Genomic DNA, 25,044 nt, shown 5'->3' on the forward strand with positions numbered 1-25,044 from the left:
TACGCATGATTGTGTCTGTCATATTGCCTGCATAGGGTCTTCCCTATATGATTTTGCTCGGCCGTGAGAGAGGCCCGCACAAGGAAAATCAAATGGGAGCGCAGGACCTTATCGCATTGACAAATTCGGGGTTACTCCAGTCCGACCGAATTGTTAAATTGGATACCCCCGCCGGACCGAATGTGCTTCTGCCACATATTGTGGTGGGCACTGCTCGCCTGGGTGGCAATTTCGAGATTACCGTCGACGTTGTTTCGCTGCAGGATTCAATCGAGCTGAAGTCCCTCATCGCGCAGCCCGTCACACTTTGGATTCAGCAGTCTGACAAAACGTATCGTCCCCGACACGGGTATGTTCATACGGCCCGCCGGCTGGGTGCCGACGGGCGGCTGGTCAGCCTGCAACTGATTTTCTCGTCGTGGCTTCACTTCCTGAAGTTCCGCAAGGACGCGCGCATATTCCAGGACCAGACCGTCGAAGCCATTCTCGAGACAGTGTTCCAAGGGCATCCTCAGGCAGTTGGGGCGTACCGAATCGAGGTGAGCAAACCGTCACCGGCACGCTCGTTCTGCGTGCAGTACGAAGACGATTGGAACTTCGTGCACCGGCTGATGGAGTCGGAAGGCTGGTTCTATTACTTCGAGCATGCCGACGACGGTAAATCTCATACCCTCGTCGTCACAGACGACCTGTATTCACTCAAGCCGCTTGAGCCGGAACAGGTCCGGTTCTATCGGGCCGGCGTCACGCGCCAGCCCGACGCGTTCGTGCACTGGTCGGGCACGCGGACCTTACAGAGCACGTCGTACTCGACGAGTACGTTCGACTATAAGAACCCCGAAGCGCGCAAGGAAAAATCGTTTCCTACCATCGCGAACCAGGGCGAGCTTCCGCAGCAGGCTGAGGTCTACGAATACACGGGTCCATACACGTACCTCGATGATGACCGCGGCGACCGGTTGACCAAGCTCAAGCTCGAGGAATGGGAGTCGCGTGCGAAGCGATTCCACGGTGTAGCTAGCGCACCGAGTATCGACGTCGGCGGCTGGTTCAGTTTGCTAGACCACCCCGAGCACGACGGAGATAGCGCTGAGGACCGCAAATTTGCGGTGGTCGAGGCCACTTGGTACATCCGCAACAATCTCCCGATTGGGGAAACCCGCGCCTATCCGCATAGCCTCGATGCCCGTCTTGCCAAGGTTCGTGATGCTCACGAGGAGTCGGCACCTGAGTTCGCGGTTAAAGATGCTTCAGGCAGCGAGGGCTTCTTCCTCGTTGATGTCGAAGCCCAGCGCCAGAAGGTGCCGTTTCGCAGCCCGTTTGAACACCGAAAACCCGTCATGCACCTTCAGACGGCGACGGTCGTCGGCCCTGGCAACGAAGAGGTCTATACCGATGCGCTGAACCGCATCTTGGTACGCATGCACTGGGACCGACGTGAGGGCATCGGAGCGACATGCTGGGTGCGCGTTTCCTATTCCGATACTGGCGGCGGCTACGGCAGCGTGCACGTGCCGCGCGTTGGCGAAGAAGTGACCATCGAATGGCTTGGTGGTGATTGTGACCGCCCCATTGCAACAGGCCGCGTCTACAACGGCGCAACGCAGCCGCGTTGGCATTCGAACGGCATCCTGTCAGGCTTCAGCTCGAAGGAATACGGCGGCAACGGTTACAACCATCTCGTGATGGACGATGCGACCGGGCAGAACCGGCTGCAACTGTTCTCGTCGCAAGGCAGTTCCATGCTTCACCTGGGATACCTGATTGCCCAGGACGGCAATGTCCGCGGCAGCTATCTCGGCAGCGGCTTCGACCTTCGCACCGATGCGTACGGCGCGATTCGCGCCAATCGGGGGCTTTTCCTCACGACCCATCCTGGTTCGGGTGCGGCGCATCAGCAGTTGGAGGTCCGACAAGCCCAGCAGCAACTCACCAGCGCTCACAACTTGGTCGAGTCGCTTTCCGACGTCGGCAGCCAGCACCAGGCCGAAAGCCTGAAAGCGGGCCAAGACGCGCTCAAGGCTTTCACGGACGCCACGACCGACAACGTTCAGGGGCAAGACCAGGGGAGCGGCGGCCGCACGGCGGGAGGCGGCACGGGCGCAGCCAACGCGTTCAAAAAACCTATTCTTCTGGCCGCAAGCCCGGTGGGCATTGCACTATCGACGCAGCGGTCGGTGCACTTGGGTGCGGACGAACACGTGAACGTGGTCAGCGGCCAGAGCACCCACATCGCGGCCGGAAAATCGCTGCTCGCGAGTGTCGCCGAACGCATCAGCCTGTTCACCCAGAACGCCGGGATGAAGCTCTTCGCTGCGAAGGGCAAGGTGGAAATCCAGGCGCAGTCGGACAACATCGAAGTGACCGCGCAAAAAACGGTAAAGGTGCTATCGGCGACCGAGAAGGTCGAAGTGGCCGCGAGCCAGGGCATCCTGCTGACCTCAGGTGGCGCGTATATCCGCATTCAGGGCGGCAATATCGAGATTCACGCTCCGGGCAAGATAGACATCAAGGGAGCGCAGCATGCGTTCGCCGGCCCCACGAGCGCACCCTACGATTTGCCGGCCCTACCCAAGGGCGACCTGCACAACAAGCTCGAACTGAATCTCACGGACGACAACCTCAAGGCTGTGCCTCAAGCTCCCTACAAAGTCGTGTTCGAGAACGGAACGACCTTGGCCGGCAATCTCGACGGTAACGGTCACGCGGTACTGCGTGACGTGCCAGACGGAACTGCAAAGGTCTTCTTTGGCGAGGACGCGCGCCCATTCACGCCACAGCCTGTTCCCGCTCCTACGGACCTCACGCAACCTGATGTTCTCAAAGAACTACATGCAGCTGGGCACGAGGGCATCACGAACGACAATCTCTACAGCCTGTTCAACAAATTTTCTGGGCGGCCGGACGTGAAATGAACGAAAGCGACCAACAAGCAATAGAAGACGCGGTCAAAGAGATTGGCTGGTCGATGGCAACCAACGCTGTCCCGCTGTTCTACGTCGCGCAGAACGTTTACGACACCACGGAGAGCGTCTGGACCGTATGGAACGCACGCGAAAGTGCGGACGAGATGACGAAAATCGAGGCCGGCATCGACTTGGTGTTCGCCGTCGTGGGCTGGGTCCCTGTCGTCGGCGCCGGCGTGAAGCGTACGTTCCGCCTCGTCAATCACAAGTCTGAAATCTACGGCCCGCTGTTGTTCGACATTCTGCGTTTGGTGCTCCAGCAAGCGCACATTCAAACCAGCCCGGATGCGTTGATTGATAAGCTGTTCGATGCCACCGGGGTCAAGAAATATCTGACCGAGGCGCGCGAACACATCCAGAAGTCCTGGCTGTATCGCGAGATGCCGTCCGCAATGCAGGTCACGTTTATGCAGGCGCTGACCTTCGTCGAAACGAACCTGCCGTACTGGCTCGCGCAGTTCGTCCAGCGCAAGCTGCTCCACTGGCGCAAGAAGCAGCCAAACTCAGCCGCAGTCAGCACCCTCGAAGAGCATCGGACCACCGAAAAGCCGGGCGCCAAGGGAGAAGAGGCCAAGGCGGGCCATGACCGCCCGGTCCCGACACCCTCGCGAGGCGTGGTGAATGCCAAGCTCGCGGTAACCGATATCACGACCGAAATCACCGGCATCCTCGGCGAACACATCGGGGACTACTACTGTTACGAAAAGCTGAAGTGGGGAAGCGGCTGGCAGACCCATGATAAGGGCTTGAGCGGCAAGTGGAGCGAACAACCGGGCCTGCGAGTCATGGGCAAGCTCAACGACAAAGGCAAGCTGAATAAGCTGTTCGAACTCAAGGCGCGCGGTCACGGTATCGATGGTGTGTGGCGTGCGGCTCCGTTCAGCAACCAGATGAAGGACTACGCCATCGTCGAAATGAAGGCATCGACGACGAAGCGCAAGCTGAAGGACCCGAATGCAAAGCATAGTATCTGGAGCAAGCTCGGAACAATTAAGGATGAGGTGCGGCCCCTCGCGGACGACCTTCTCGAACCACCCGACGACGCGGGGCTCACTGTCCCAGCGGGCGGGGGCTCAGGCAAGCCTGGGTCCGGCAAACCCACGCCTGGCGGCGGAGGCGGAAAGCCACTGAGCACCGGGGGTGGAAAGCCTGCCGCCAGTAGCGACGTCAAGGCTCAACGGAAGCAGCAAGAAGAGAGCGCTGCTGCGCCCGGCGGCGCGGCTCCGACAACTGAGCCAGCCGCTCCGAAAGACCCGAAAGCCAGCATCGTCCAGATGAGCAACGCCTGGATTCTGAAGAACCTGCCGGAGGCCGTGTCGCGCGACATTGAGCTGTCTATTCTGAATGTAGGCTATTCGCGCCATTTGTTGTATGTGCCGTTCTACCTCCCCTCGGCCGCGCAGCACGTCGAGGCGCTTGCGACGGGTGACGAACATGGACACGCCGACCACGACCTACCATTCACTCACCACTACAAGGACGGCGAGGTCGCTGAAGCGGTCAAGCGCAAAGCCGAGCGGCTAAAATCGCGTACCTGACACGAGATATTTGAAATGAGCGATTTTGATTCGAAGCGACGACAGCGTTTTCTGGGCGAAGACTACTTCAAGTGGCTGCTGGCTTCCTTTTCCGAAAACATCGCGAGTTGGGCCGACAGGCTGACCCCTATCGGCGATACTGAAAATGAAAGGAAGGCGCTGACTCGAGGCATTGTTGCCTCGGACAGCTATCGTCGCTTTCTGCTCATGTACACGGGCGGCGAGGACATCAGCCTGCTAAGAAACGAATTCGAATCGGTGGTCTCCGCATTCGAACAGCTCACGATAGCCGAGCGCGTGCATCAGGCAGATGACCGGCAGCCGCCGCTCGCGTTCAGTGAAATCGGCGATTATGAGACCGCGATGCAGCTGATTGGCTTTTGCTACCTGCTGCATCGGCGTGACTTGCTGCCGCGCATCGCCGCGATGTTCGACCCAGCCTACCGCGGGAAGGACACACTTTACGAAGACCTGCTCGCGTACGAACTCGAGGGGCGTGTTGACGTCGACAGCTGGTTTCACGATGTTCCGTATCGGCCGCTCGTCTTCAGTCTCTACCGCGAAGCGAAACAAGAGTGTGTCGACGACATCAAGCAATACCTCGAAGCTTGGTATCCGGGCATGGCCGCGGCGGTGTGGCATGACGGTCACCTCGAAGCACAGAAGGGGGGCAAGGGGACATACGTTGGCTATTGGGCAATCGAAGCCGCAGCAGTTGCCTATTTGCTAGAGCTGGACGATAGTTCCTTCCGGGACCATCTGCTGTATCCGAAGGACCTAGCCGAATTTGCGCGCAACTTCGAAGCACAGAAGGATAGCGCACCGGCACTCCAAGACAGCGCAACGAAAACAGTGCGTACCGGTCAGGTCTGCCCGGAAACCGGCATCTGGAAGGCGCTGGGCCACCACGTGCCTGGTGTGTTGGTTCAGCAGGGCGAGCGCATGCCCGAAGTGTTCGCTCCGGACCGGTCAGGTGCATATCGCTCCCAACCCGCGCTCTGGGAGTTTGAACGCAAAGCATGACGTGCGAATGAGTTCGCCAGGCCGCACGCTCAAATTGCGATGCGCGCGGTCTTGCCGAACTTGATGCCTTACTTTGCGATAAGGAAACGGTCGCGATTCTTTGCGTCGCGAATCCAGAGCGGAGCACGACCGCGTCCAGACCACGTTTCGCCAGTCTTCGGATTCTGGTATTTCGGCTCCGCAGCCGCTGCTGAGCTCTCAGCCTTCTTTGCGCGCTTGCGACCGAAAATCTGGTCTTCAGTGATGCCGTACTCGGCGACAAGTTCGCGAACCTGCGCAACGACTGCTTCAAGCTCGGCGAGGCGCGCTGCTTCGGTACGCTCCTGGAGCGCGTCGAGCTGCGCCTTCAGCGCCTTATAGTCTTCCGCCATCCTTAACTCTCCCGTTTTGACAAAAAATTTGCATATCTGAGCAATCTAGTTGTAGCTCGACCGAAGTATACCTCCGGAGCAACACGGCACCTTAAGCGCCGCCCGATACATCCTACGCACGGCGACAAGCGGCGGCTCACTTTCCACTGAAAAAAATCCCCTGCGCAGCTCGCTAGCTCCAATGTTGCCTTTGCGTCGGCAGTATTGTCAGGAATCGCACGTCGGCATAATTTTGCTTTCCGAGGACACGAGACCCGGGTTTCATTGCCGTCGATGTGCCCATGAGCAGCAAATTTGAAGTAGCCTATTCCTCCCTAGTCGAAAAGTGCATCGTCATCGACGCGTAGGGATGGAATTCCGGGACAAGACTCCTGAACTGCCCGTCCCGGTACCGATGATGCGCGATGCCAGGGAACATGTCGTTGCTTATCGGGACGACTGCATTAGGATTGTGGAAAAGAGATAGCCCCTCTGCCCAAGTCTCGCTCACCTTCCCGGGAAGCACCTCAAAATGGAAAAATATCGGCTCGGTGGCATCGGGGTCGTGATGATGGCATGCGCCCATACGAAACATCCTGGATTCATCAATTCCGAAACCAGCAATCCGCCCCATCCGGTTGAATTTTGACAGTGTCCCGGTGCTCGAGAACAGCACGCCGCTGACATGCTTCGCATCAGGCAGGTTAAAAAATCCTGACTGTATCGGCTTACCATTCTCCTTCAAGTACGGACCGACCTGTTTTGTCTCGATGATGAGGTGCCCGTCTTCTCCACGCGTTGCCGTCTGCGTAACGCCGTAGAGGTATTCGAGCACTGCCGGGTGACTCCATGTCATCGATTGAGGCTCGTGAAAGTCTGCCAATGCAAAGATGAGCGGCAGGCCCTTGACGTGCTCAAGCTCCCAGTAAGGCGGCTTCTTTGAAAGTTTTGAGTAAAGTGTGCTCCCAAATTTCAGGGGCATAAACGCTTGCAGCTTCTGAGAAATCTCCTTCGGGTCCCGGGGCTTCCATACGGCCGGATGCCCCTCACCTAGCACCGCATCCGCGTTGCTTGGATTGACGGTAACCGCCTCAACCGCCACTTTTTGTCCGTACCGCCCGACTACAAAATCCGGCGCATGCATATTCCTATCGAAGTGGAAGCCTGCTTCTTTGAAGTAAGCGAAGAGGTAGAGCTCCCACAGTCGCGAATCAAAGCCGGTTGTCTGGAACTGTTCGACGAAGTTTCCATCGACGTCGACAAAATGCCTCATCATTTCAGACACAACGTGTCGCGCCCCTGTCCAGAGTTTGTTCTCTGACAGAACGCTGAACGACGGGTGGCGTCGGTCCTTCTCTACAATCGGGGTAAGGATGTCGAAAGCCTCGCCTTCTGCATCGCCCTGCGGAAACATGCTATCCCCGGACTTGCTGTACTCAGCCATCTTGCGCTTCAATTCGCTCCGGGCGCGCCCTTCGCGCGCAAGACTTACTTTCATATCTATCGCCCGGAACCGTCCAATCTCATCACGTCCGAGGACAACGTAGCTAAAGTCATTATCGGTCAGGTCTAGAGCGACGACACCCAAGATTCGCTCGTCCGTATCGGCGTACCAGTTCCGTTCAATGATATGGTCACGAATGTGCGCCGACCGCGTCCAGTCGACATACACGTTGAAGCGTTCTCGGGAAATCGCTCTGATATTTTTCATGTTCGGACTAGTCCAAGGTCATTTTTTGCGCTTCAGGCGTCGAGCAGGCGTCATTTCGCGCGCATCATTAGCTTTGCTGGCGTCACGTCGTCTTACAGCATTAACGGCACTACGGACCGCAACTGTATCGCCTGACCTCGCCGGCCGAGCGATGTAACTCACCGCGATGATGCGAAGTGCATTGACAAGCAGCTTACCGCCTCCCGCCTTGGCGAGACAATCCGCTTTAGGTGGATTCTCCGCTCGTAGCTTGCGAAGCAGTTCCATGCTTGCAGCGACGTGGCGCCACGCCGGGATTACGCATAGATAGCTCACCTCCGGTTCGCGACAACACAGCCTCGATGAATTGAGTGTCCGCTCTTTAGGCCAGACTCGCGGAAATTTCGTGCTGCGCCTGACGTACTGCAATCGATACAGTCTTGTAGACGACCGCCCCGCTAATTTGACAGCAGTGCGACGCAACGTCGAAACCAATTGCCATCGACATACGGTGCATTGCAAGGAGATACAATGTCGCCCCCTTGACCGATGCCCCCCTCAGTGGTATCTCGCTTTTCTCAAAAAGTGAGTATATTTGGGGTCACAACGCAACAATTGCGCTTTCTCGTTTCTTGTGAGGAACCCTGAGAACTTTGACTCAGATGGACCGTTAGCAAAAAATATCGATGCGCTTGACACGCGCATCCGGACAGACCAAATTTTGGCGTACAGCACTTGCTAACGTCGGTTCTGTTTACAATCAATCGTCTAAAACCGTACTTCTAAGTGATACTGGGATGCCACCGGGGAGCGATACGAATGTCGGACGTCGTTGAAAAAATTCGGGCGGCTGCAATCCCGCAGATGAGTATCGATGCATTCGTGCGCTCGATTGCTGTAAATCAAAACAGGCCCGTTTGTCTTCTGCTAGGGGCTGGCGCCTCTATAACCTCTGGCATGCCTTCAGCCCAACGGTGTATTTGGGAGTGGAAGCGGGACATCTTCATCACGAAGAACCCAACGCTTCGAGACTCGCTTGACGAACTATCACTTCCCGGTACACGCCGCATCATTCAAAGCTGGCTGGACCAGCAGGCGCGCTATCCCGCTGAGGGAAGCCCCGACGAGTACTCCTTCTACGCCGAGGAGTGCTACCCGACGTCCCTTGACCGCCGCACATTCTTCCACCGGTTTATCTCCGAAGCAAAGCCGCACATCGGGTATAAACTCACCGCCTTGCTCGCCAAGGCAGGTTGTGTTCGCACCATTTGGACTACGAACTTCGATGGCTTGGTAGCTCGCGCCTGCACCGTTGCTGACGTCGTTTGCGTCGAGGTCGGCATAGATACAGCTCATCGAGCATCGCGCGCTCAGAACGATAATGAGTTACGGCTCGTTTCGCTGCATGGTGATTTTCGATACGATTCACTGAAGAATACTGCCGATGAACTTCAGGAGCAGGATGCTGCGCTTCGGGAAGAATTCCTCCATGAACTGAAAGACTACGACCTTATCGTCATCGGCTATAGCGGTCGAGACGAATCGCTAATGCGCGTTCTATCGGCAGCATATGCCGACCGGTCGAGCTGCCGCCTTTACTGGTGCGGCTATGGCGCCGACCCCGGCACCGAGGTACAGAGTCTCATCAGCTCCATCGACCCGTCGCGTGAGTCCGCGTTCTACATCAATACGAAGGGCTTCGATGACGTCATCTCCAGACTCGCTGTACGTCGATTGTCTGGAAAACAGCTGGCTTTTGCACAAGAACTCATCGAGACAATGGCACCAACGGCGGGTCAAAGGATGGCTTTTGCCGTGCCGCCACTATCTCCGAGTGCACTGGTTAAGGGCAACGCCTACCGCCTCAGCTATCCAGGCAACGCCCTCAAACTTGATATCGAGCTGCCTGAGTTGGGCAGTTGGCGAGATTGGTTAGCTGAGCGCATGCCGCCTGAATTGGGACAATCGGTGGTGTTCGAAAGTGGCGCACTCTGCCTAGCGGACACGGCTGTCGCGTCCCGAGTATTTGACGAGGCGCTACGAACGCCGCCAAGGCGAATCGAGATATCCGACGAAAACATTATCACCGACGGCAGAATAACGTCACTTTTTCGACGAGCCCTCGTAAAAACCGCGGCCCAGACGCTCAACGTCCGTACTGACTTCCGTCGGCGCATCTGGGAGCCCATTCACTATCAGACTCGCGAACTGGGCAACGTGAGGTATCTAATACATCGCGCCCTTTCGATGAACATCGTCGGTATCGATGGTATACCCCATGTCGTATTGACTCCTGAAATCGTTGCCACCACGGAAGATGGCGAAGTGGCTCCATTCGAGCCACAGAAGGCACTTCGTGTCGCAATTTACGGATTCCAGCACAACGACAAGTTCGATGGCGACCTCTCGCACTGGACCCGACAACTGGTCGAGATGGCAATGGAGGCTGACGGCGGCGGCTCGTTCACCATCTCAAAAATCCCACTCTACGCGGGGCTGGCGCAAAAAGGTAAACCACCGCTCCCACCTGCGCTCGCAAAGCATGCCAAACAGAGCGGTATCATCGTCCCTGACGCACCGCTCGTTTTCAGCGCGAAAGTCGGAAAGTCGGAGGTCCGCAACCCGAACCCATTGCACGGATTGGTTTTGAACCGCCCATGGGACCATTCGCTGACAGCGACGGGGCTGTGTCCGTCGACCGAGACCTCGGTCATCTGCCCTGCCGATGCGGCAACAAGGTTCGAACGCTTCCTCAGAGGTCTACAGGAGGTTGCTCGCCCCGAGCAAAGCGAACGCGACTATCTGCACGACTTTCCCGGCTTCCCGGCAGCCTTCGGACTGCCGCTAAAGATTCCCGTCCGAGGCGACTCGACATGGATGACCGTAGACGATTCCGTATCAACCGACGCTTTGACAGGCGCGAAGCAACTTGCTCACCGGATATGCGAAGGTCTTGACCATTTGCGCCGAGCACGACCTGGCGATACTGTCGTCATTTTCGTACCGAAGAGGTGGGAACCATTCAAGGTTGTTGATGCTCAGCATGAGCATTTCAACCTCCACGATTACATCAAGGCATACGCTGCACGACACAGCCAGAGCACTCAGTTCGTCCGCGAAGAAACAGTCCTGAACCCGTATACGTGCCGGGTGCGATGGTGGCTTTCACTCGCTTTGTATGTCAAAGCGATGCGCACGCCTTGGCGCCTGGACGCGCTTGATGAAAACACCGCGTTCGTCGGTATTGGTTATAGCCTCGATAGCGAAGCGGAGCGAGGAAACCACGTCCTCCTTGGGTGCAGTCATCTTTACAGCGCTCGTGGCGAAGGACTCCAGTTCCGCCTTGGACGCATAGAGAATCCGGTGATGCGTGGGCGCAATCCATTCATGTCGGAAGATGATGCGCGTCGCACCGGCGACACCATCAGGCAACTCTTCTACGACTCGAAGATGCATCTGCCGACCCGTGTCGTCATTCACAAGCGCACGCACTTCACTGACGAAGAGAAGCGAGGTCTCGTGCAGGGCCTTGACGGAGTCAAGAACATCGAGCTTATTGAAATCAATGTAGAGGATTCGCTCCGATATCTGTCATCCAAGTTCAAAGATGGTAAATTGGACATCGATACATTTCCTGTGTACCGAGGAACCACTATCGTAGAAAGCGACGACACCGCACTACTATGGGTACACGGCGCCACGCCGAGCGCTCAGAACAAATATTGGCGGTACTACCAAGGCAAGCGAAGAATACCTGCGCCGCTCAGAATACGCCGGTTCCTTGGTCAATCAGACGTTGTTCAATGTGCGACAGAAATCCTTGGCTTGTCCAAGATGAACTGGAACACCCTCGACTACTACTCCCGAATGCCAGCCACGTTAGATTCCGCGAGCAGCATCGCCAAGTTTGGAACTTACCTCGACGGGTTCTCGTCTGCGCCATATGACTATCGCTTACTCATCTGAAGGCGGAGCCTAGATACAATCCTGCTCACAGACATCTCAACTTCCTGTGGCATGTACAGCTCAGTTACGCACGGTGACGCGAACACTACACAAAAACACATACTGAATACACTAACAGCGCCCCCTTACTATGCCTTTCGTGACAAGGGTTCCTGGGTACTGTACGTCCTGAAAAAAGTACAGTACATCTGGGGTCAGAATGACGCAGCATTTTTCTCATTTTCCATGAGAAACCTTGAGAAACATGGCTACCGGTTGCCGAACAGGAAGCGGTCCCAGTCCTCCGCGTAAGCGCAATCCATCGGGTTGGTGGTTTCGTCGATTGTCAGGCAAGTGCTGGTAGCCACGTTTCGCCGAAGAAACGTCCTAGCCGGTTCAGGTATTTCGTCAAACTTATCCGCCGTCGCAATCACGCGTTTGCTGGACTCGCGTCCGCCTAGCCACAACTCAACTATCACGCGCAGCATTCTTTCTCCCAATTGGCAGGTGTTAGCTGACCCACTGTCTTGCCGACCATACCGCGCGCACCACATGCATCGCATTCGCATCTGGCGCCACCGGTACGCGCTCGCTTAAACCCGTCTTCGCCCACCCCCCACCGGGGATTGGGTCATGCATCCAGAAACCTCGAGCCGTGCTACCGCGGACATCGATGATTAGTCGAAGTCCGACCACATCTGGCGTGTCTACCAGCGACACGAGGGCAAGCAGGACACATGGCTCCGCGGGCAGAATGTCCTCATCGGGAGTCTGCTTGGTATACAGGCCAAGCGCGCTGGTAAGCGCGTGGCGATATTCCTGTGTAGGTCCAGTTATGAAGAGGCTGCAAATCGGCTCTTGCTGCACACCTTGCACGTGCGACACCAGCACAACAAATTGAAACCCAGATTTCATTCCTGCACCCATCACTCGCCTCCTATTGCTTTGTGAACGCGCTCCAAGTTTGTTTTCAATTTCTCGAGTACCGAAGGCTCGCTAATGCCCAAGATTGGGTCCGTGCGCACAAGACAGTCACGGCACCATGCGGGCCAATGCAACCAGTCATCGTCCAACGCCAGCCACGCATCTGGCTTGCGGCGCAATACGTCTGACCACACTTGCATGCCACGTGGTGCAGCCGCAAATTCCTCGCGGTCCATTCCACTGTGATACGTGGCGCCAACCACCCTTGCCTGCAGACCTGGCGTTAGCCTACGCGACACGCGTCGGATGCTTCCGCGGTAACGCCGTACCCAGCTTGTAGACAGCACGATTTGGAGCTCAGGGTATGGCGCTAGTGCGTCCTCAAGCAGGCCGCAATGCTCAAAAAGACGGTGGCCCGGTGCGTCGAGCAACTGCGGACCGCGCCTGTGAAGCAAAAATACGTTCTCCGGATGTAGCACCCCATCGTAATCGAGAAAGAGCAGGCGCCCGCCGGTGTGTCGGGGGCGCGGTATCTCGTACGTCGGCCCCGCAAATTCTTTTAGCATTGCATATCGTCGTCTGTCTGAAGCACCACTGGCCAAGCCTCTAACAGGCGACGAGCAGTGGTGACCACGTCGTCGCCAATCACATACGCGGTTGGTGGAAGCTGCGCAACCGATTGAGCCGTTCGTGCGCTGGCGTAAGCGAAATTTCCTTTACATAGAACGTCAATTCGAAAGGTGGTCACCAGCCGAGTGCCCGCGGCTGCGCGGCAGGAAGTCTCATGAACAAAAATCGTGAAGCGCTCCGACACCGGGTATGGGCCACGCGGTGTCGGATAGGCGAGCGCCCGTAGAGCGCGCTGCGACGTCGCGCCGCCTGATTCGATGGAAGTGCCGTCGCACACCACGAGCAAGGTATCGCCACTGCAGTCACCCAGATACACCGCGACATCCGTCTGCACGGCAGCGCTATGTGGCGACATCCCCTGGGCATCGCACATCGCTAGTCCTCTCGCGTCTCGATTCGTCTCATGGCGTGTCCTGATTACCGCGCTCGTACACGACTCTCCTGCTACCAACTTGAATACGCCGGGTGATACGTCGTCGGCCAGTGGTCACGACTGCCACCATAGGAATTTGCGTGGACGTACCAGCGTTGTACTCTCTCGCGAGCTTTCCCGGACCGACGGAAATGCCCAGCTTTTTGAAAGCCTCCGCGGCTATTGCCTCAAACGTCGAGGCCGGCGCGGGACGACCGGTAAATCGGTTTATGCGGGTTTTGGCATATATGCCGTGGCCTACTCGTACCAGCTGCCCGGTCGTGACCAGCTTGGTTAGCACGCGTGTCAGTTGCGACGGGCTTCCTAGTCGCGATAGGTCCGAGCGGAGAATGACGACGCCCGCACGTCGGCGGATGGACCGCACAACGCGAGTCTCCAGCTTCATTTTGTGTAAGTCGCCGGCGCGCACGCCGGTTGGGAAGCAAGTGTCACGCATTGCTGCGTCGACTGACATTCTGAAGGATGCGAGCAGCGCCAAAGGAGCGACGGTTCACAGTGGGTCTTCCCGCCGCATACGGCGCATGATGTCTGCGACTGCGGGTTGGCAATCCCGGCTAGCTAGATGGAGCAGCACCGCAAGGCCGATTTCCGAAGCAGAATGAAACGGGTCCACGCGCAAGCGCGCGATTTTTACCGCTCGCTGGCCAGTGGCAACAGCCTCCCCGCGTACACGACCCACCGAGTCAACAGATACAGTGAACCGCGCAGATGCATTTTGCACCGCCGCTCGCTCCCGCTCGACAAAGCACGTCACATGCGCTACACGGTCCCGCCGTGTAGTCGACGCCGGCCTGGTTGCTGTCACGGGACCATCGTCCGAAACGAGTTGAGCGCTCTCATTTCGATGTAAAGCGTGATACGCGTCTGCCCAAATGTCCGGGGCGCTACTGTGCTCTATGCAACGGGTGTACAGCTCTTGCGTCCATCGCAGGTCCGAGCCGAAACGGCCAACACACACAGCAATGGCAATGTCCTCGCCCTTTCTGAATGTTGCATGGTCTACTGCATAAAACGACGTCACGACTGCTCCCTGTTTACCCCTGTTTACAGCTCGTCGAATTGACCGCCATTCGTGGAATTCGCGCACACCGGCTACGTAATGCACACGTATACGCAACGTAGAGAGCCCGCTCACCGACTCGACGATATCTGGCAGGCCGCCCGGTACCCCAAGCACATCGCACATGCCGACGCTATCTAATGCGCGGAGACGCTCTTTAGCATTGCCACTGCCCAGCAACTGAGCTCGCGGGAAAGGCCGGTCGCGAAACAGCTTCCGCGCGAGCTCTTGCAGTCCGCCTAAAACCGATAGAAAGGAGTGTAGGCGTTTACGATGTACATGTAAATGTCTACACGTTAAGTGTAGAACATTTGTGTGCTGTAGACATCTGCGTTGTCGTCATGAAAATGGCGGCATGAAAAAATCCAGTGAGCCATCGACCCTGCCAGAGCGTTTCGCAACCAACCTGAGGAAGTATCGCGTTGGCTTGGGAATGTCGCAGGAGGAGCTCGGTAGTTACATAGGCGCCGACCGAACGGTCATCAGCCGTCTGGAACGAACATTCGGCAACCTGACGTTGGAACGTGCGGAGGCGCTCGCGAGCGCGCTGGACATTGATGTTCGTGTTTTGTTGAGTTTCTCTGGCAAGGACGAAATCGAGCGGCAGCCACCGACGGGGGACGTCTCGAGCGCCGGGGTTGGTGCCAAGGTCAAACAATTGCGGGAAAAGGCGGGCCTTTCGCAGAAACAGCTAGGGGAGCTAGCTGGAGTTGACCGCAATTTCATCTCGCGTGTTGAAGCGCCGCACGGACGGGGCACGCCCCTGAAGCTTGCTACACTCGAGAAGCTCGCAGGGGCATTTGGAATCCACCCAGTCGAACTGCTTTAGGCCCGGGAGACTGGCGTTTATCCAGCGCTCAGCCAGCGATGGACGACATCGCTCCGCCAGCACAGCATTTCCCGGCTGTATAGCTGAGCGCGCGGCGGCAGGAGCCACGGACGATGTTTTGCTCGCAGGATGACCGCGCGCTCGGATATGCCGAGCAAAGCGGCGAGTTCAGAGGGGTCGAGATAGGTCACGGTTTGGGGCTGGTCTGCTTTCATGCGCTCTGTAGCGCGCCGGTTTTAGACCGGCGTAGCGCAGCACCTCGGCCCTCCCCTATTGGTCCCGGTTGGACTGGGAACCAGACAGCTGCTTCAGCTCTGCCAACCCATAGGCATCTGACTTGCGGCACCGGATTCACCGCTAAAACGTGTTGGCTTTCTGCGACATTTCGGGACGCATCCGAGCCCTTGCGCACAACTACAAATGGGCGCGATAACGGCGCGAGAGACACCCTAAATCCCGGGGGAACATTGTGCACATTGCAGCTCTATGGGTCAGCGACTTCCGAGGAATCCGCGAGTTATCGCGGTGCCCAGAGAGGCAGAACTGTTGATTGACTCGCGGCAGGAGCAGTTTTCGACAACGTTGCGAGGGGAGTGGTAACAGCCTGTCCGGCTACATGAGCCTGAATACCGATGGATGCTCAGCTTTGTCAACATGCCCATAAGGGAGGAACACCCTCCCACTTTTGAAACCATCAACGCCTAGCCAAATCCGGACCTAACCCTGAGATTGTGGCTTGTCGCCCTTTGCCTTAGAACTCACGATATTCATCGCCTTCATCCGTTCGCTCTTTGTGGCCCGACGCAAAGGCCGACCGTCTGGATGGAAGCCGTCCTTCATCAAATCGAATCGAATTAGCAGCTCCGCGTTCGCGGTTGTCACGATGTCGAGCTTATCCTGTAGCTCTGAATTCGCATTGCGCAAACGCGCGATTTCCTGTTTAAGAGTCTCCTTCTTAACCTCGGGGTCGCCGGTCACCGAGAAGAGGATTGCTTTTCGCGTCTCCGGGAAAGGACACCCGTCGTGACCGATGAGCCTTCGCGAGTGACCAGACTCGAGCGCAACGGTGGCGATGTTAATTCGAAGCTTACCGTCCGCCAGCCGACCTTGAAGGTCTTCGTTCGTTGGCTCTCCTGCCTGCAAACGCCGAAGAGCTTTCATGAAATCTTTGGCCGTCTCGTTACCGCCGTCCAGTTCATCGCCCAATTTCCGCTCCATCGAACCATTTAATGACTTGAGCGGCCTGTTGTGCCCTCGCAAGGTGAACGTGATACTCGTGTTCTCGCCCTTTCCCTTTCGCAGCCTCATAGGCCTTCGTGTACTGCGCGAAGCGCCGTTCCCAGAACGGTCTGTTGGAGCGGTCTGCTGCGAAGGCCCCGCACCCGGCACACATACCTGGATTACGTACCGAATAGTCTGGTGTCACATTTTCCCAGCTGGCGGTACCAGTCTCCTGCCTGCATCTAGATTCCAGCGGGTCGGCAGTGATAAGACATTTCCCGTGGTCGTGAAAAAAGATGCGCAAGTCGTGAAAAATCACAACATGACGAATCCGCCTGTCGAGCTCGGCAGGGTCTTTGACATCGGTGAACTCCTCAGAACTAAAGTATTTCTCAATGTCTCCCGCCTTGCGTCCAACAATCTTTTTACGCTTCACAGCCTCTGCGAAAAACGTGACGGTGTCGGAAATGATAACGCTGTCGATGTCATTTCTCAGTCTCGCGGCCTGAGGGTAATACGCACGCTCCGTTGTGGCGATATTCAGATGCTTGAAGTGGTCCTTCACCGCTGGGAGCAGGGACGCCCGACTTTCAAGCATGAACGCTGCAAACGTCTTTCTGCCTTGACGTGGCGAAATGTTTTTTCCCTTCTTTCTCCTGTAGTCGATGAGGTTCTCGCCACGGATACTCTCATCAGGAAGGCCTGAGAGGTCGACCTCACATTGCACAAAGGTTTGGAAAGAGCGGGCCAGCCCCACCGTTGTTACTTGGCGGACCCCGTCAGCAGATTGTGGGAGCCCGGTCCGAGTGGAAATTCCCACTAGCATGTTGGAAAAGCCTCCGAGCTTGCGCCAAGGCTCAAATAGCCGCTGCAAGACAGTAAGGCAAACTACTGTGAGCGGTAATGCGTCACAGTCGGCAGGCCGACAACCGATGAGCCAATCGCTTGGCTGTGGTTGCTCGACTCCCTTGCTCAAAACCGACTTCATATAAAACAACTCCAACAAGCCCGAGTTAGACCGTTTAATCAAAACACACGACGGCAGGCCAGTCTCGTCGTTCATGCCTCCAGGAATCGCGCACACTTCGCTGGGTCTGATTCCCACCAGATACTCCAATATGGTCATCGCCGCATCTCGCACGCGCATCATGTTGTAACGCATTACTGTCGGGATAGTTGCGGGGACGTCCACGTTTCCAGGATAGCTGACTGACTCTCCCTCGTGCCTGTTCTGTAAAGGACCGCGCCAAGGCAACCCGGTCGCCCGGTCGATGCTAAATTGATAGTTCAGCAGGCTCCGCCGTGCCAGAGCGCGTGCGCTAACCGGCAGTAATCCTCGGCCAAGATGCTCGCTCGTTCTAGCTAGGTAGAGGTCTTGCATCGCGACGACATCTTTAGCACGAACCTCTATCCATGCGATGGCCGTCCGCAAAAGTGGAAGCGCAACTTCGTCCGGAAGTGGCGGAGTTCTATTGAAGGTGTATGCAGCGACGGTTCTAACGACATCTCGAATATTTTTTCCTTCGAAAGGCGGCTCATTCAGCGTTCCAAACTTCCGCGCCTCAAGTCGTTGAGATTGCGCATGTATGAAATAGATGATGCTTATGCGCGAGACAACCTGGGAATATGTGGCTCCATCGTCAGCTTTGTCGCTCGCGAGCTCAGCTTCAGCGCCTTGTAATTCTTCGTCAATCGATTCGCCTGAATCGTTGGCCCGGGTACTGTCACCTTCTTCCGAATCCATCTGGTCGCTGTCACCCAGGTCCGCATCCAACTCAGAACCCACTTCACTCTGGAAATTCACGTCATCTTCGTCTTCGGACAGTTCCTCGTCGACATCGAAATACGAGCCGCCTTGCACAATCAAGAAGGGTAACTCTTCGAGGTAGGTGCGCAGCAACTCAGGGTTCAGTTGGCCAAGCGAGGGCAAATCACGGTACACCATCCAGCGGAAAAGACTCCTTACGCCAACGATGTGGGACGTCATACTGGCCGGTTTGAGCGTTCGGCCATAGGACCCGCCATCCTGCAACATTCCCCACAGCACCTCTCGAAACGATTCGAGAAGCTCGAAATGCTGGGAGTCGGTAGACCAACTTCCATCGGGTAACGAAAAGTGCCAGCTAAGGGTGCTATACGGGTTGCCTGGAACCCTATTGTCTAAGTACCAGACGAAATCCGGCCACCTTGACCGAGACGAAATGATGATGTGGTCTCGCGAGTCGCGCTCATCTTGCGTGCGGGGTAGGCGGCTTTCTTTTCTCTTCACTCCAGTTCTCCTATCGGCTCAAGCTCAAGTCGCGTTGCCGAGTCCCGTATGTCCTTCCGTTTGAACATGGGAATCCAACCCTCCCGCAACTCGTGGAGGCCCTCGCTAAATGCCGACTCCCATCTTTGTGGGGTGAGGTAAAACTTCGCACGCTTGATTTCTTCTGCAAGCTGAATAAGACGTGCGAGAGCATAGGCAGACGTCAAGTCAACGAACGCCAGCGGGCAAGCAGGACAACCGCCAAATGCTCGGCAGAGGCGGCCACGCTGTTCACCGGGCATAGGTGAGTCGAACGGGTCAAAGCAGTGCCATCCCGGTGTGGCGGCAAGGTTATCAACACTGTCAGCGGTTCCCCTCGTATCAGGACGGCCAGCACGTTGCGCCCAACGCTCGTGAGTAACCATCACGTGAACCAATGCCTCCTCTCGCCTCTTTCTTGCCGCGCTTCCCTCGTAATGTCTTTCGATTGTCGCCGCAGCCTTCTGCCCCCCCGCCGCCTGCACTGCGCGAATGTCGTCCCCGCTGAGTTGCCGCACAATATCCAGGCCTGTTGTGCGTATGACGCTGACCAGGATTGGGGGCAAGTTGTGCTTCTTCGCAAATCGTGAGGCGGCGTGACCCCAAGCAGCGTCCGAACTCTTTCCGTCAAACTTGGCCGTGAAAAACCCGCGGACTTTGCCTTTATCCGTCACAAACAGAAAAGCGTGGCCAGCATGCTGCCCGGCAAGCGGTCGAATTGACTCGGTCCAACGAGCCATCACCTCATGGAGGCGGTTTGGAGACAGGGGGTCATCTTCTTGCAGCGCGAAGCTACGTCGGTAAGTTACATTGCCTCGCGTTTTTTCGATGTCGAAGGCCACTCGAGGGACTTCAAGGACGTCGACTATATGCCGGGCATCTTGTTGGAAACCGAAGAGTGGTCCAGTATTCGACAACGTCAGGATGGCATGCATCAACGCAAAGACGAACGCTTCATATGCGCTCGGGTAGAGAGCCCGTTCCACAGCTCTCATCCCATGGTTGTACTGAATTGCACTTCCGAGCTGATTGCTCTCAAGAAGTAACTCCGGGTTGGTGGGCACGACGAAAGAGCTGCCATATTGCGAGCGCAACCAACACCAAATCGCGCGAATGTCGCGATACCGCCTACGGTCGTCATATTCTTCGTCCGGACCGATAAATACTCCCGAGTCCAAAAAATTCCATGCCGGCTCCCACTTTGCAAGAATCTCTCTGATTTCACTCTTGCAGGCTCGTACGAGTTGTTGCCAGGTCACATCGTCCAGACGCTCGGTAACTTTTCGGAATTTTTCTGCGTCACGAAACGCCCCATTTGGGAACATCCGTTTGCTTTTGGGAAGCAAATCTTTATTCTCCGCCTTCTCCAACTCTTCCAGAACTGCGCGAATCGTGGTTATATACTTTCGACCAGTCGTTAAAGACAAACCTTTTTCGTGCGTTTTTACCCATCCTACGAATTCTGCAATAAGAGCCGTATCAACTTCAGCAAGTCCAATCCTGGAACGACCAGACCCTATCAAAAAATCGACAAATCCATTTATTAAATTACTAACAAACGTGTCGTAACCGCGCTTCGACTTGCGCTTCGGGTTGTTCGCCCACCGCACATAGCCGGATATGAACAATGGTCCAGCCGCTAACAACTCGACTTTGACTTTTAACTTATCGAGCGCCCTCTGAAAAAATTCGAGATTTTCCGAGTGTCCAGTGAAACTATTCAGGGCATTGTCAAGGATGACCTCGGCACCGCCGGCACTTAAAACCCTCCGTTGCTGCTTCGAAAATTGCTCGTAGAGCAGGGAACCAGTTTTAGATGGCATTCAGCTCAGCCTCGTAATCATCTGACACTGTAGATTCAAAATCAGGGGCACCACGCAAGTAAATATCTGTGGTAGTCGACAGGTGCGCGTGCCCGAGACAAGCTGAAATATCAAGCCATGGCTCTGAGATACCACTCTTTTTTAAAATATAATACGTCCAGACCGCAAACGTATGACGTAAGTCATGATATACGAAAGAAGGAATTTTTTTAAGCTTTTCATTCCGGCAGATTCCGAACGGTCCCCAAGAAATATCCTCGACCGCCTCTTCTGAATACAGTCCACTTCTAATACATGCATCTGCGAAAGCCCTTTGCATTGTGCGCACTGAAACCGGCCTTCCACCGTAAACGGGTATTGAGGCCGGATTCAAGATAAGAAAATCTGAATCTTCTCCTCCGCACTCTCGAATGATGAAAGCTCGCTCACCCTCCGCATACGCTTTAATATCAAGCAATAATTCGCCTGGAAACTTTGCGGTCCTCTGCACCCCACCTTTACCCAAAATGCCTATCGGATAACGTTTAAGCGGATTTATAGCCCGACTCCAAATAGTTTTTAACTTCGACACCTTCAAATTACGAACCTCGGAAACTCGCAATCCTGCCTTTAAAGCGATGTCACAGCCAATCCAGTCACGAGAGCTGAGCTCAGGAAAACGGCTATCCCACACCCCGGGCTCGGGCCCGAGCTCTTCAAACAAGCGAAGCGACTGTCCTCTTTGCAAGACCGAAACCGGACAGTCTTCGTCAGCTCTTTTCGAAAAGCGATTTTTTTCGGCCGCTTCGCGCAAAATGCCGTTTTCTGGGGTGTCATCAGCGGCAAGGCGCCTGCCCCTGCCCCACTCGTAAAATGAGTCAATTCCAATTGCACGGCGATTCTTCGTCTCAGTAGCGTATTTTTTTCCCGTTTGGGGAGATGTAGCACTGTCCAGAATGTCGAAGTAGCTTTTCAAATTAAACGGAGTCGCCTGTGTCCAAGTCAGGCCGAATTCCTCTAGATATATCATCCACTCTTTTACGTCAAAGCAATATGCCAATGCAGAGTTAACGACGAACTTCGAGTTGCGAGCCTTTACAAACGTGTCGTAGATAAAAAGAAGTATCGGCTCACAAATCGCTCCAGTTCGCTCATCAATAACAATGGGGAACCCTTCAGGCAGCACACGTCTGACCAGTGACTTCTTTGGCGAAGGAAGCTCAATGGGATGCTTTGCGCGACGAATGACCCAATCGGCAATTTCCTCGTCGATATCGTCGACCACCAAAGCAGCATCGCTCACCGACAGACCCCGTCTCCGCGAGTGTTAGCGGGTTCCGCGTGGTAGGCCACTTGTCGTGGCTTCACATAAAGGGCATCGGAAGAGAAGCGCCAGCCTTCTATAACGGTGGGGGGGCCGCCTAGCGGCGGCCAACACCTTGAAAGATATTGCTGAACCGGCCTCTCGGAACTGCGTACTGCGCCGCTAGCTTGGTCTCTCATCGTTGGGCCATCCTGAACGCTCCTGACCATCCCATATACTCAGTGAACACTTGAAGTGTCGCATAACATGCTCGCAGCCGCGATACGGATTGAGCGACACGCTGAACGGAATGTCCGGCGACTGGTTGTGCGTCAGGATGCTCTTTGCGCGCTCCTCGAACACCTGCGTGCGCAGCGGAACGGGCAGATCGGTGTCGTCCGATTCGTGCGTCCAGCCGTCGTCGACCGCTTCGCGCAGCGCCGTTTCGTACCGCCCCTGGAGGTTGTCGACCGCACCGCGCCCCTTGCGGGGCGCCGGCGGCGCTATCGGAAATTCATTGTCGGACCGACCGTCCATGCGCTCACCCATTCGCCTGCACCCAATACTGTATATTTATACAGTATTGGGTGCAGCGTGCCAAGGGCGAGATAGAGGGACCGACAGCAGGACCCAGCCTCGGTCATTCGCCGACCGAAATCGTCAGCGTCTCCTTGATTTCCTCCATCACGACGTAGCTCTTCGACTGCACCGCGCCGGGCAGTTGCAGCAGGATGTCGCCGAGCAGCTTGCGATAGTCGGCCATTTCACCGATCCGCGCCTTGATCAGGTAGTCGAAGTCGCCGGACACGAGATGGCATTCGAGCACCTCGTCGATCTTCATCACTTCGCGCCGGAATTGCTCGAACATGTTGCCGCCCTTGTGGCCGAGCGTGATCTCGACGAACACCAGCAACGCGGCACCCAGTTGGCCCGGATCGACGCGTGCGTGATAGCCAGTGATCACGCCGTCGCGCTCCATGCGCCGCACGCGTTCGATGCACGGCGTGACGGTCAGCCCGACCTGTTCCGCGAGGTCCTTCATCGCCATCCGGCCGTCGTCCTGGAGCAGTTTGAGGATGCGCCGGTCGAGCTTGTCGAGCGAGCGTACTGGCTGGCGTTGCGTTCTCATTTGTTTATTCTGAAAACCTGAAAAATACGATAACAAAACCTACACATTCGACAATACCATAGCTCGAAAAACTAGATCAGCTAGAGGTTACACGGAGACGCAGGTGCGCCCGGCCTCGACCTGATCCCTTCCATCTGGAGCAGCTATGCGAGTCGTCATTCTGGGCAGCGGTGTGGTGGGCGTGGCAAGCGCGTATTACCTCGCGCGCGCCGGTCATGAAGTCACGGTGATCGACCGGGAAGCCGGCCCTGCGCTCCAGACGAGCTTCGCGAACGCAGGTCAGATCTCGCCCGGCTATGCCGCGCCGTGGGCCGCGCCCGGCGTGCCGCTGAAGGCCGTCAAGTGGATGTTCGAGAAGCATGCGCCGCTCGCGATCCGCCTCGACGGCACGCGCTTCCAGCTCCAGTGGATGTGGCAGATGCTGCGCAACTGCACGGCCGAGCGCTATGCGGTCAACAAGGGCCGCATGGTCCGCCTCGCCGAATACAGCCGCGATTGCCTGCAGGCGCTGCGCGCCGACACGGGCATCCAGTACGAAGGCCGCACGGGCGGCACGCTGCAGTTGTTCCGCACGCAGCAGCAACTCGACGGCGCGGCGAAGGACATCGCGGTGCTGCAGGAAGCGAACGTGCCGTTCGAACTGCTGTCGCCGGCCGAGCTGAAGAACGCCGAACCGGCACTCGCCGCCGTGTCGCACAAGCTGACGGGCGGCCTGCGTCTGCCGGGCGACGAAACGGGCGACTGCCAGTTGTTCACGACACGCCTCGCGGCACTCGCGGAATCGCTCGGCGTGAAGTTCCGCTACAACACGCCGATCGACGCGCTCGCGATCGCGGGCGGCAAGATCGCCGGCGTGCAGTGCGGCAGCGAGACTGTGCGAGCGGATGCGTATGTCGTCGCGCTCGGGTCGTACTCGACCCGCTTCATCTCGAACCTGATGAAGATTCCGGTCTATCCGCTGAAGGGCTATTCGATCACCGCGCCGATCGTCAACGAGGCAGCCGCCCCAGTGTCGACGGTGCTCGACGAAACCTACAAGATCGCGATCACGCGTTTCGACCAGCGCATCCGTGTCGGCGGCATGGCGGAGATCGTCGGCTTCGACAAGAACCTGCGCGCAGCGCGCCGCGAGACGCTCGAAATGTGCGTGAACGACCTGTTCCCAGGCGGCGGCGACACGTCGAAGGCGACCTTCTGGACGGGCCTGCGCCCGATGACGCCGGACGGTACTCCGATCGTCGGCCGTACACCGGTCTCGAACCTGTTCCTGAACACCGGCCACGGCACGCTCGGCTGGACGATGTCGTGCGGGTCGGGCCAACTGCTCGCGGATCTGATCTCGGGCAAGAAGCCGGCGATCCAGGCCGACGACCTGTCGGTGCATCGCTACCTGAAGGACGTGGCCGGCCAGACACGCCCGGCATACGCGTAAGTCGGGACGACTGGCGGCGACGCAGGCCGGTCGGCATCAACGAAAATGGCGCCCCTCGGGGCGCCTTTTTCGTTTCAGCGAATGCGTTGCCGGCCCGGAACGAGACTTCCGTCAACGCGCGTACACTCGTTGCCCTTCGCGCCGACGATCGACGTTTCTGGCCCTCCCGCCCGCGCGAGGACATGTTCCGTGCGGCATTGTGCGATCGCGGCTATCGGCATCGAAGATGCGTCCCCGCCCTCTCCTGCCATCGTACAAAAAAGGGGCGCTCATCGCGCCCCTCGTCGTACGTATTTGCCGCCGAAGCGTCAAGTCACGCCGCGTCAGCCCAGCTCGTTCACGAGCTCCGGCACAAGCGCGAACAGATCGCCGACGAGGCCGTAGTCGGCCACGCTGAAGATCGGCGCTTCCGGATCCTTGTTGATCGCGACGATCACCTTCGAATCCTTCATGCCGGCCAGGTGCTGGATCGCGCCGGAGAT

18 protein-coding genes and 2 pseudogenes are annotated in these 25,044 nt (G+C 56.9%); 6 read left to right on the plus strand and 14 right to left on the minus strand.

The features are described from left to right. Positions 1–92: 92 nt before the first annotated feature. The 3 genes from DIE23_RS06570 to DIE23_RS06580 are packed head-to-tail and all read left to right on the plus strand — an operon-like array spanning position 93 to position 5,527. Positions 93–2,915, plus strand: coding sequence for a type VI secretion system Vgr family protein (locus DIE23_RS06570; RefSeq protein WP_124611361.1), 2,823 nt, complete (start codon positions 93–95; stop codon positions 2,913–2,915). After that, positions 2,912–4,504 carry a hypothetical protein gene (locus DIE23_RS06575; RefSeq protein WP_124611362.1) on the plus strand — a complete coding sequence of 531 codons (1,593 nt, stop codon included), beginning with the start codon at positions 2,912–2,914 and terminating at the stop codon, positions 4,502–4,504. The genes DIE23_RS06570 and DIE23_RS06575 overlap by 4 nt, the downstream gene beginning before the upstream one ends. Positions 4,505–4,519: 15 nt before the next feature. Continuing rightward, positions 4,520–5,527 carry a PoNe immunity protein domain-containing protein gene (locus DIE23_RS06580; RefSeq protein ID WP_124611363.1) on the plus strand — a complete coding sequence of 336 codons (1,008 nt, stop codon included), beginning with the start codon at positions 4,520–4,522 and terminating at the stop codon, positions 5,525–5,527. Positions 5,528–5,595: 68 nt separating this feature from the next. Here the strand turns inward: DIE23_RS06580 and DIE23_RS06585 are convergent, their stop codons facing one another. Beyond that, a complete protein-coding gene (locus DIE23_RS06585; protein WP_124611364.1) occupies positions 5,596–5,898 on the minus strand; it encodes an H-NS family nucleoid-associated regulatory protein in 303 nt (100 codons plus the stop codon). A gap of 304 nt (positions 5,899–6,202) precedes the next feature. After that, positions 6,203–7,588, minus strand: coding sequence for a hypothetical protein (locus DIE23_RS06590; protein WP_124611365.1), 1,386 nt, complete (start codon positions 7,586–7,588; stop codon positions 6,203–6,205). 798 nt (positions 7,589–8,386) lie between these two features. Here DIE23_RS06590 and DIE23_RS06595 point away from each other — a divergent pair. Further along, a complete protein-coding gene (locus tag DIE23_RS06595) occupies positions 8,387–11,533 on the plus strand; it encodes an SIR2 family protein (RefSeq protein WP_124611366.1) in 3,147 nt (1,048 codons plus the stop codon). Between the two features lie 489 nt (positions 11,534–12,022). Here DIE23_RS06595 and DIE23_RS06605 read toward each other — a convergent pair whose 3' ends face one another. Genes DIE23_RS06605 through DIE23_RS39865 form a run of 4 tightly spaced genes read right to left on the minus strand, consistent with a single transcriptional unit; the run spans position 12,023 to position 13,953 of the window. Continuing rightward, the gene (locus tag DIE23_RS06605) at positions 12,023–12,439 is read right to left on the minus strand and encodes a hypothetical protein (RefSeq protein WP_124611368.1); all 417 of its coding nucleotides are present in this window, start codon (positions 12,437–12,439) and stop codon (positions 12,023–12,025) included. Next, complete coding sequence (locus DIE23_RS06610; protein WP_124611369.1) at positions 12,439–13,002, minus strand: HAD domain-containing protein; 564 nt, start codon at positions 13,000–13,002, stop codon at positions 12,439–12,441. Before DIE23_RS06610 ends, DIE23_RS06605 begins: the two co-directional genes overlap by 1 nt. Continuing rightward, a complete protein-coding gene (locus DIE23_RS06615; RefSeq protein ID WP_124611370.1) occupies positions 12,996–13,439 on the minus strand; it encodes a hypothetical protein in 444 nt (147 codons plus the stop codon). The genes DIE23_RS06610 and DIE23_RS06615 overlap by 7 nt, the downstream gene beginning before the upstream one ends. 28 nt (positions 13,440–13,467) lie before the next feature. Then, a complete protein-coding gene (locus DIE23_RS39865; protein ID WP_311767807.1) occupies positions 13,468–13,953 on the minus strand; it encodes a DUF6088 family protein in 486 nt (161 codons plus the stop codon). Between the two features lie 961 nt (positions 13,954–14,914). On the opposite strand from DIE23_RS39865, the gene DIE23_RS39415 reads away from it, so the two are divergent. Continuing rightward, positions 14,915–15,388: a helix-turn-helix domain-containing protein gene (locus tag DIE23_RS39415; protein ID WP_185646392.1), complete on the plus strand. Its 474-nt coding sequence runs from the start codon at positions 14,915–14,917 to the stop codon at positions 15,386–15,388. Between the two features lie 17 nt (positions 15,389–15,405). Here the strand turns inward: DIE23_RS39415 and DIE23_RS06630 are convergent, their stop codons facing one another. The 7 genes and pseudogenes from DIE23_RS06630 to DIE23_RS06660 form a co-directional block, all read right to left on the minus strand. Beyond that, the gene (locus DIE23_RS06630; RefSeq protein WP_124611372.1) at positions 15,406–15,603 is read right to left on the minus strand and encodes a hypothetical protein; all 198 of its coding nucleotides are present in this window, start codon (positions 15,601–15,603) and stop codon (positions 15,406–15,408) included. Between the two features lie 502 nt (positions 15,604–16,105). Further along, positions 16,106–16,594, minus strand: coding sequence for a hypothetical protein (locus DIE23_RS06635; RefSeq protein WP_124611373.1), 489 nt, complete (start codon positions 16,592–16,594; stop codon positions 16,106–16,108). Then, on the minus strand, positions 16,584–18,878 hold the full coding sequence (locus DIE23_RS06640) for a hypothetical protein (protein ID WP_124611374.1): 2,295 nt from the start codon (positions 18,876–18,878) through the stop codon (positions 16,584–16,586). Before DIE23_RS06640 ends, DIE23_RS06635 begins: the two co-directional genes overlap by 11 nt. After that, positions 18,875–20,719, minus strand: a complete 1,845-nt coding sequence (locus DIE23_RS06645; RefSeq protein WP_124611375.1) for a phage integrase SAM-like domain-containing protein — start codon at positions 20,717–20,719, stop codon at positions 18,875–18,877. The genes DIE23_RS06640 and DIE23_RS06645 overlap by 4 nt, the downstream gene beginning before the upstream one ends. Continuing rightward, on the minus strand, positions 20,709–22,001 hold the full coding sequence (locus DIE23_RS06650; protein WP_124611376.1) for a tyrosine-type recombinase/integrase: 1,293 nt from the start codon (positions 21,999–22,001) through the stop codon (positions 20,709–20,711). Before DIE23_RS06650 ends, DIE23_RS06645 begins: the two co-directional genes overlap by 11 nt. Before the next feature lie 267 nt (positions 22,002–22,268). Further along, a pseudogene (locus tag DIE23_RS06655) lies at positions 22,269–22,550 on the minus strand (radical SAM protein); the annotation flags it as partial. Positions 22,551–22,641: 91 nt separating this feature from the next. Beyond that, positions 22,642–23,130, minus strand: coding sequence for an Lrp/AsnC ligand binding domain-containing protein (locus DIE23_RS06660; protein ID WP_006762687.1), 489 nt, complete (start codon positions 23,128–23,130; stop codon positions 22,642–22,644). Between the two features lie 145 nt (positions 23,131–23,275). On the opposite strand from DIE23_RS06660, the gene DIE23_RS06665 reads away from it, so the two are divergent. After that, on the plus strand, positions 23,276–24,562 hold the full coding sequence (locus DIE23_RS06665) for a D-amino acid dehydrogenase (protein ID WP_124611377.1): 1,287 nt from the start codon (positions 23,276–23,278) through the stop codon (positions 24,560–24,562). A gap of 323 nt (positions 24,563–24,885) precedes the next feature. Here DIE23_RS06665 and DIE23_RS06670 read toward each other — a convergent pair. After that, positions 24,886–25,044, minus strand: a pseudogene (locus tag DIE23_RS06670) (electron transfer flavoprotein subunit alpha/FixB family protein); the annotation flags it as partial.

Source organism: Burkholderia sp. Bp9143 (assembly GCF_003853645.1).
Classification (GTDB): Bacteria; Pseudomonadota; Gammaproteobacteria; order Burkholderiales; family Burkholderiaceae; genus Burkholderia.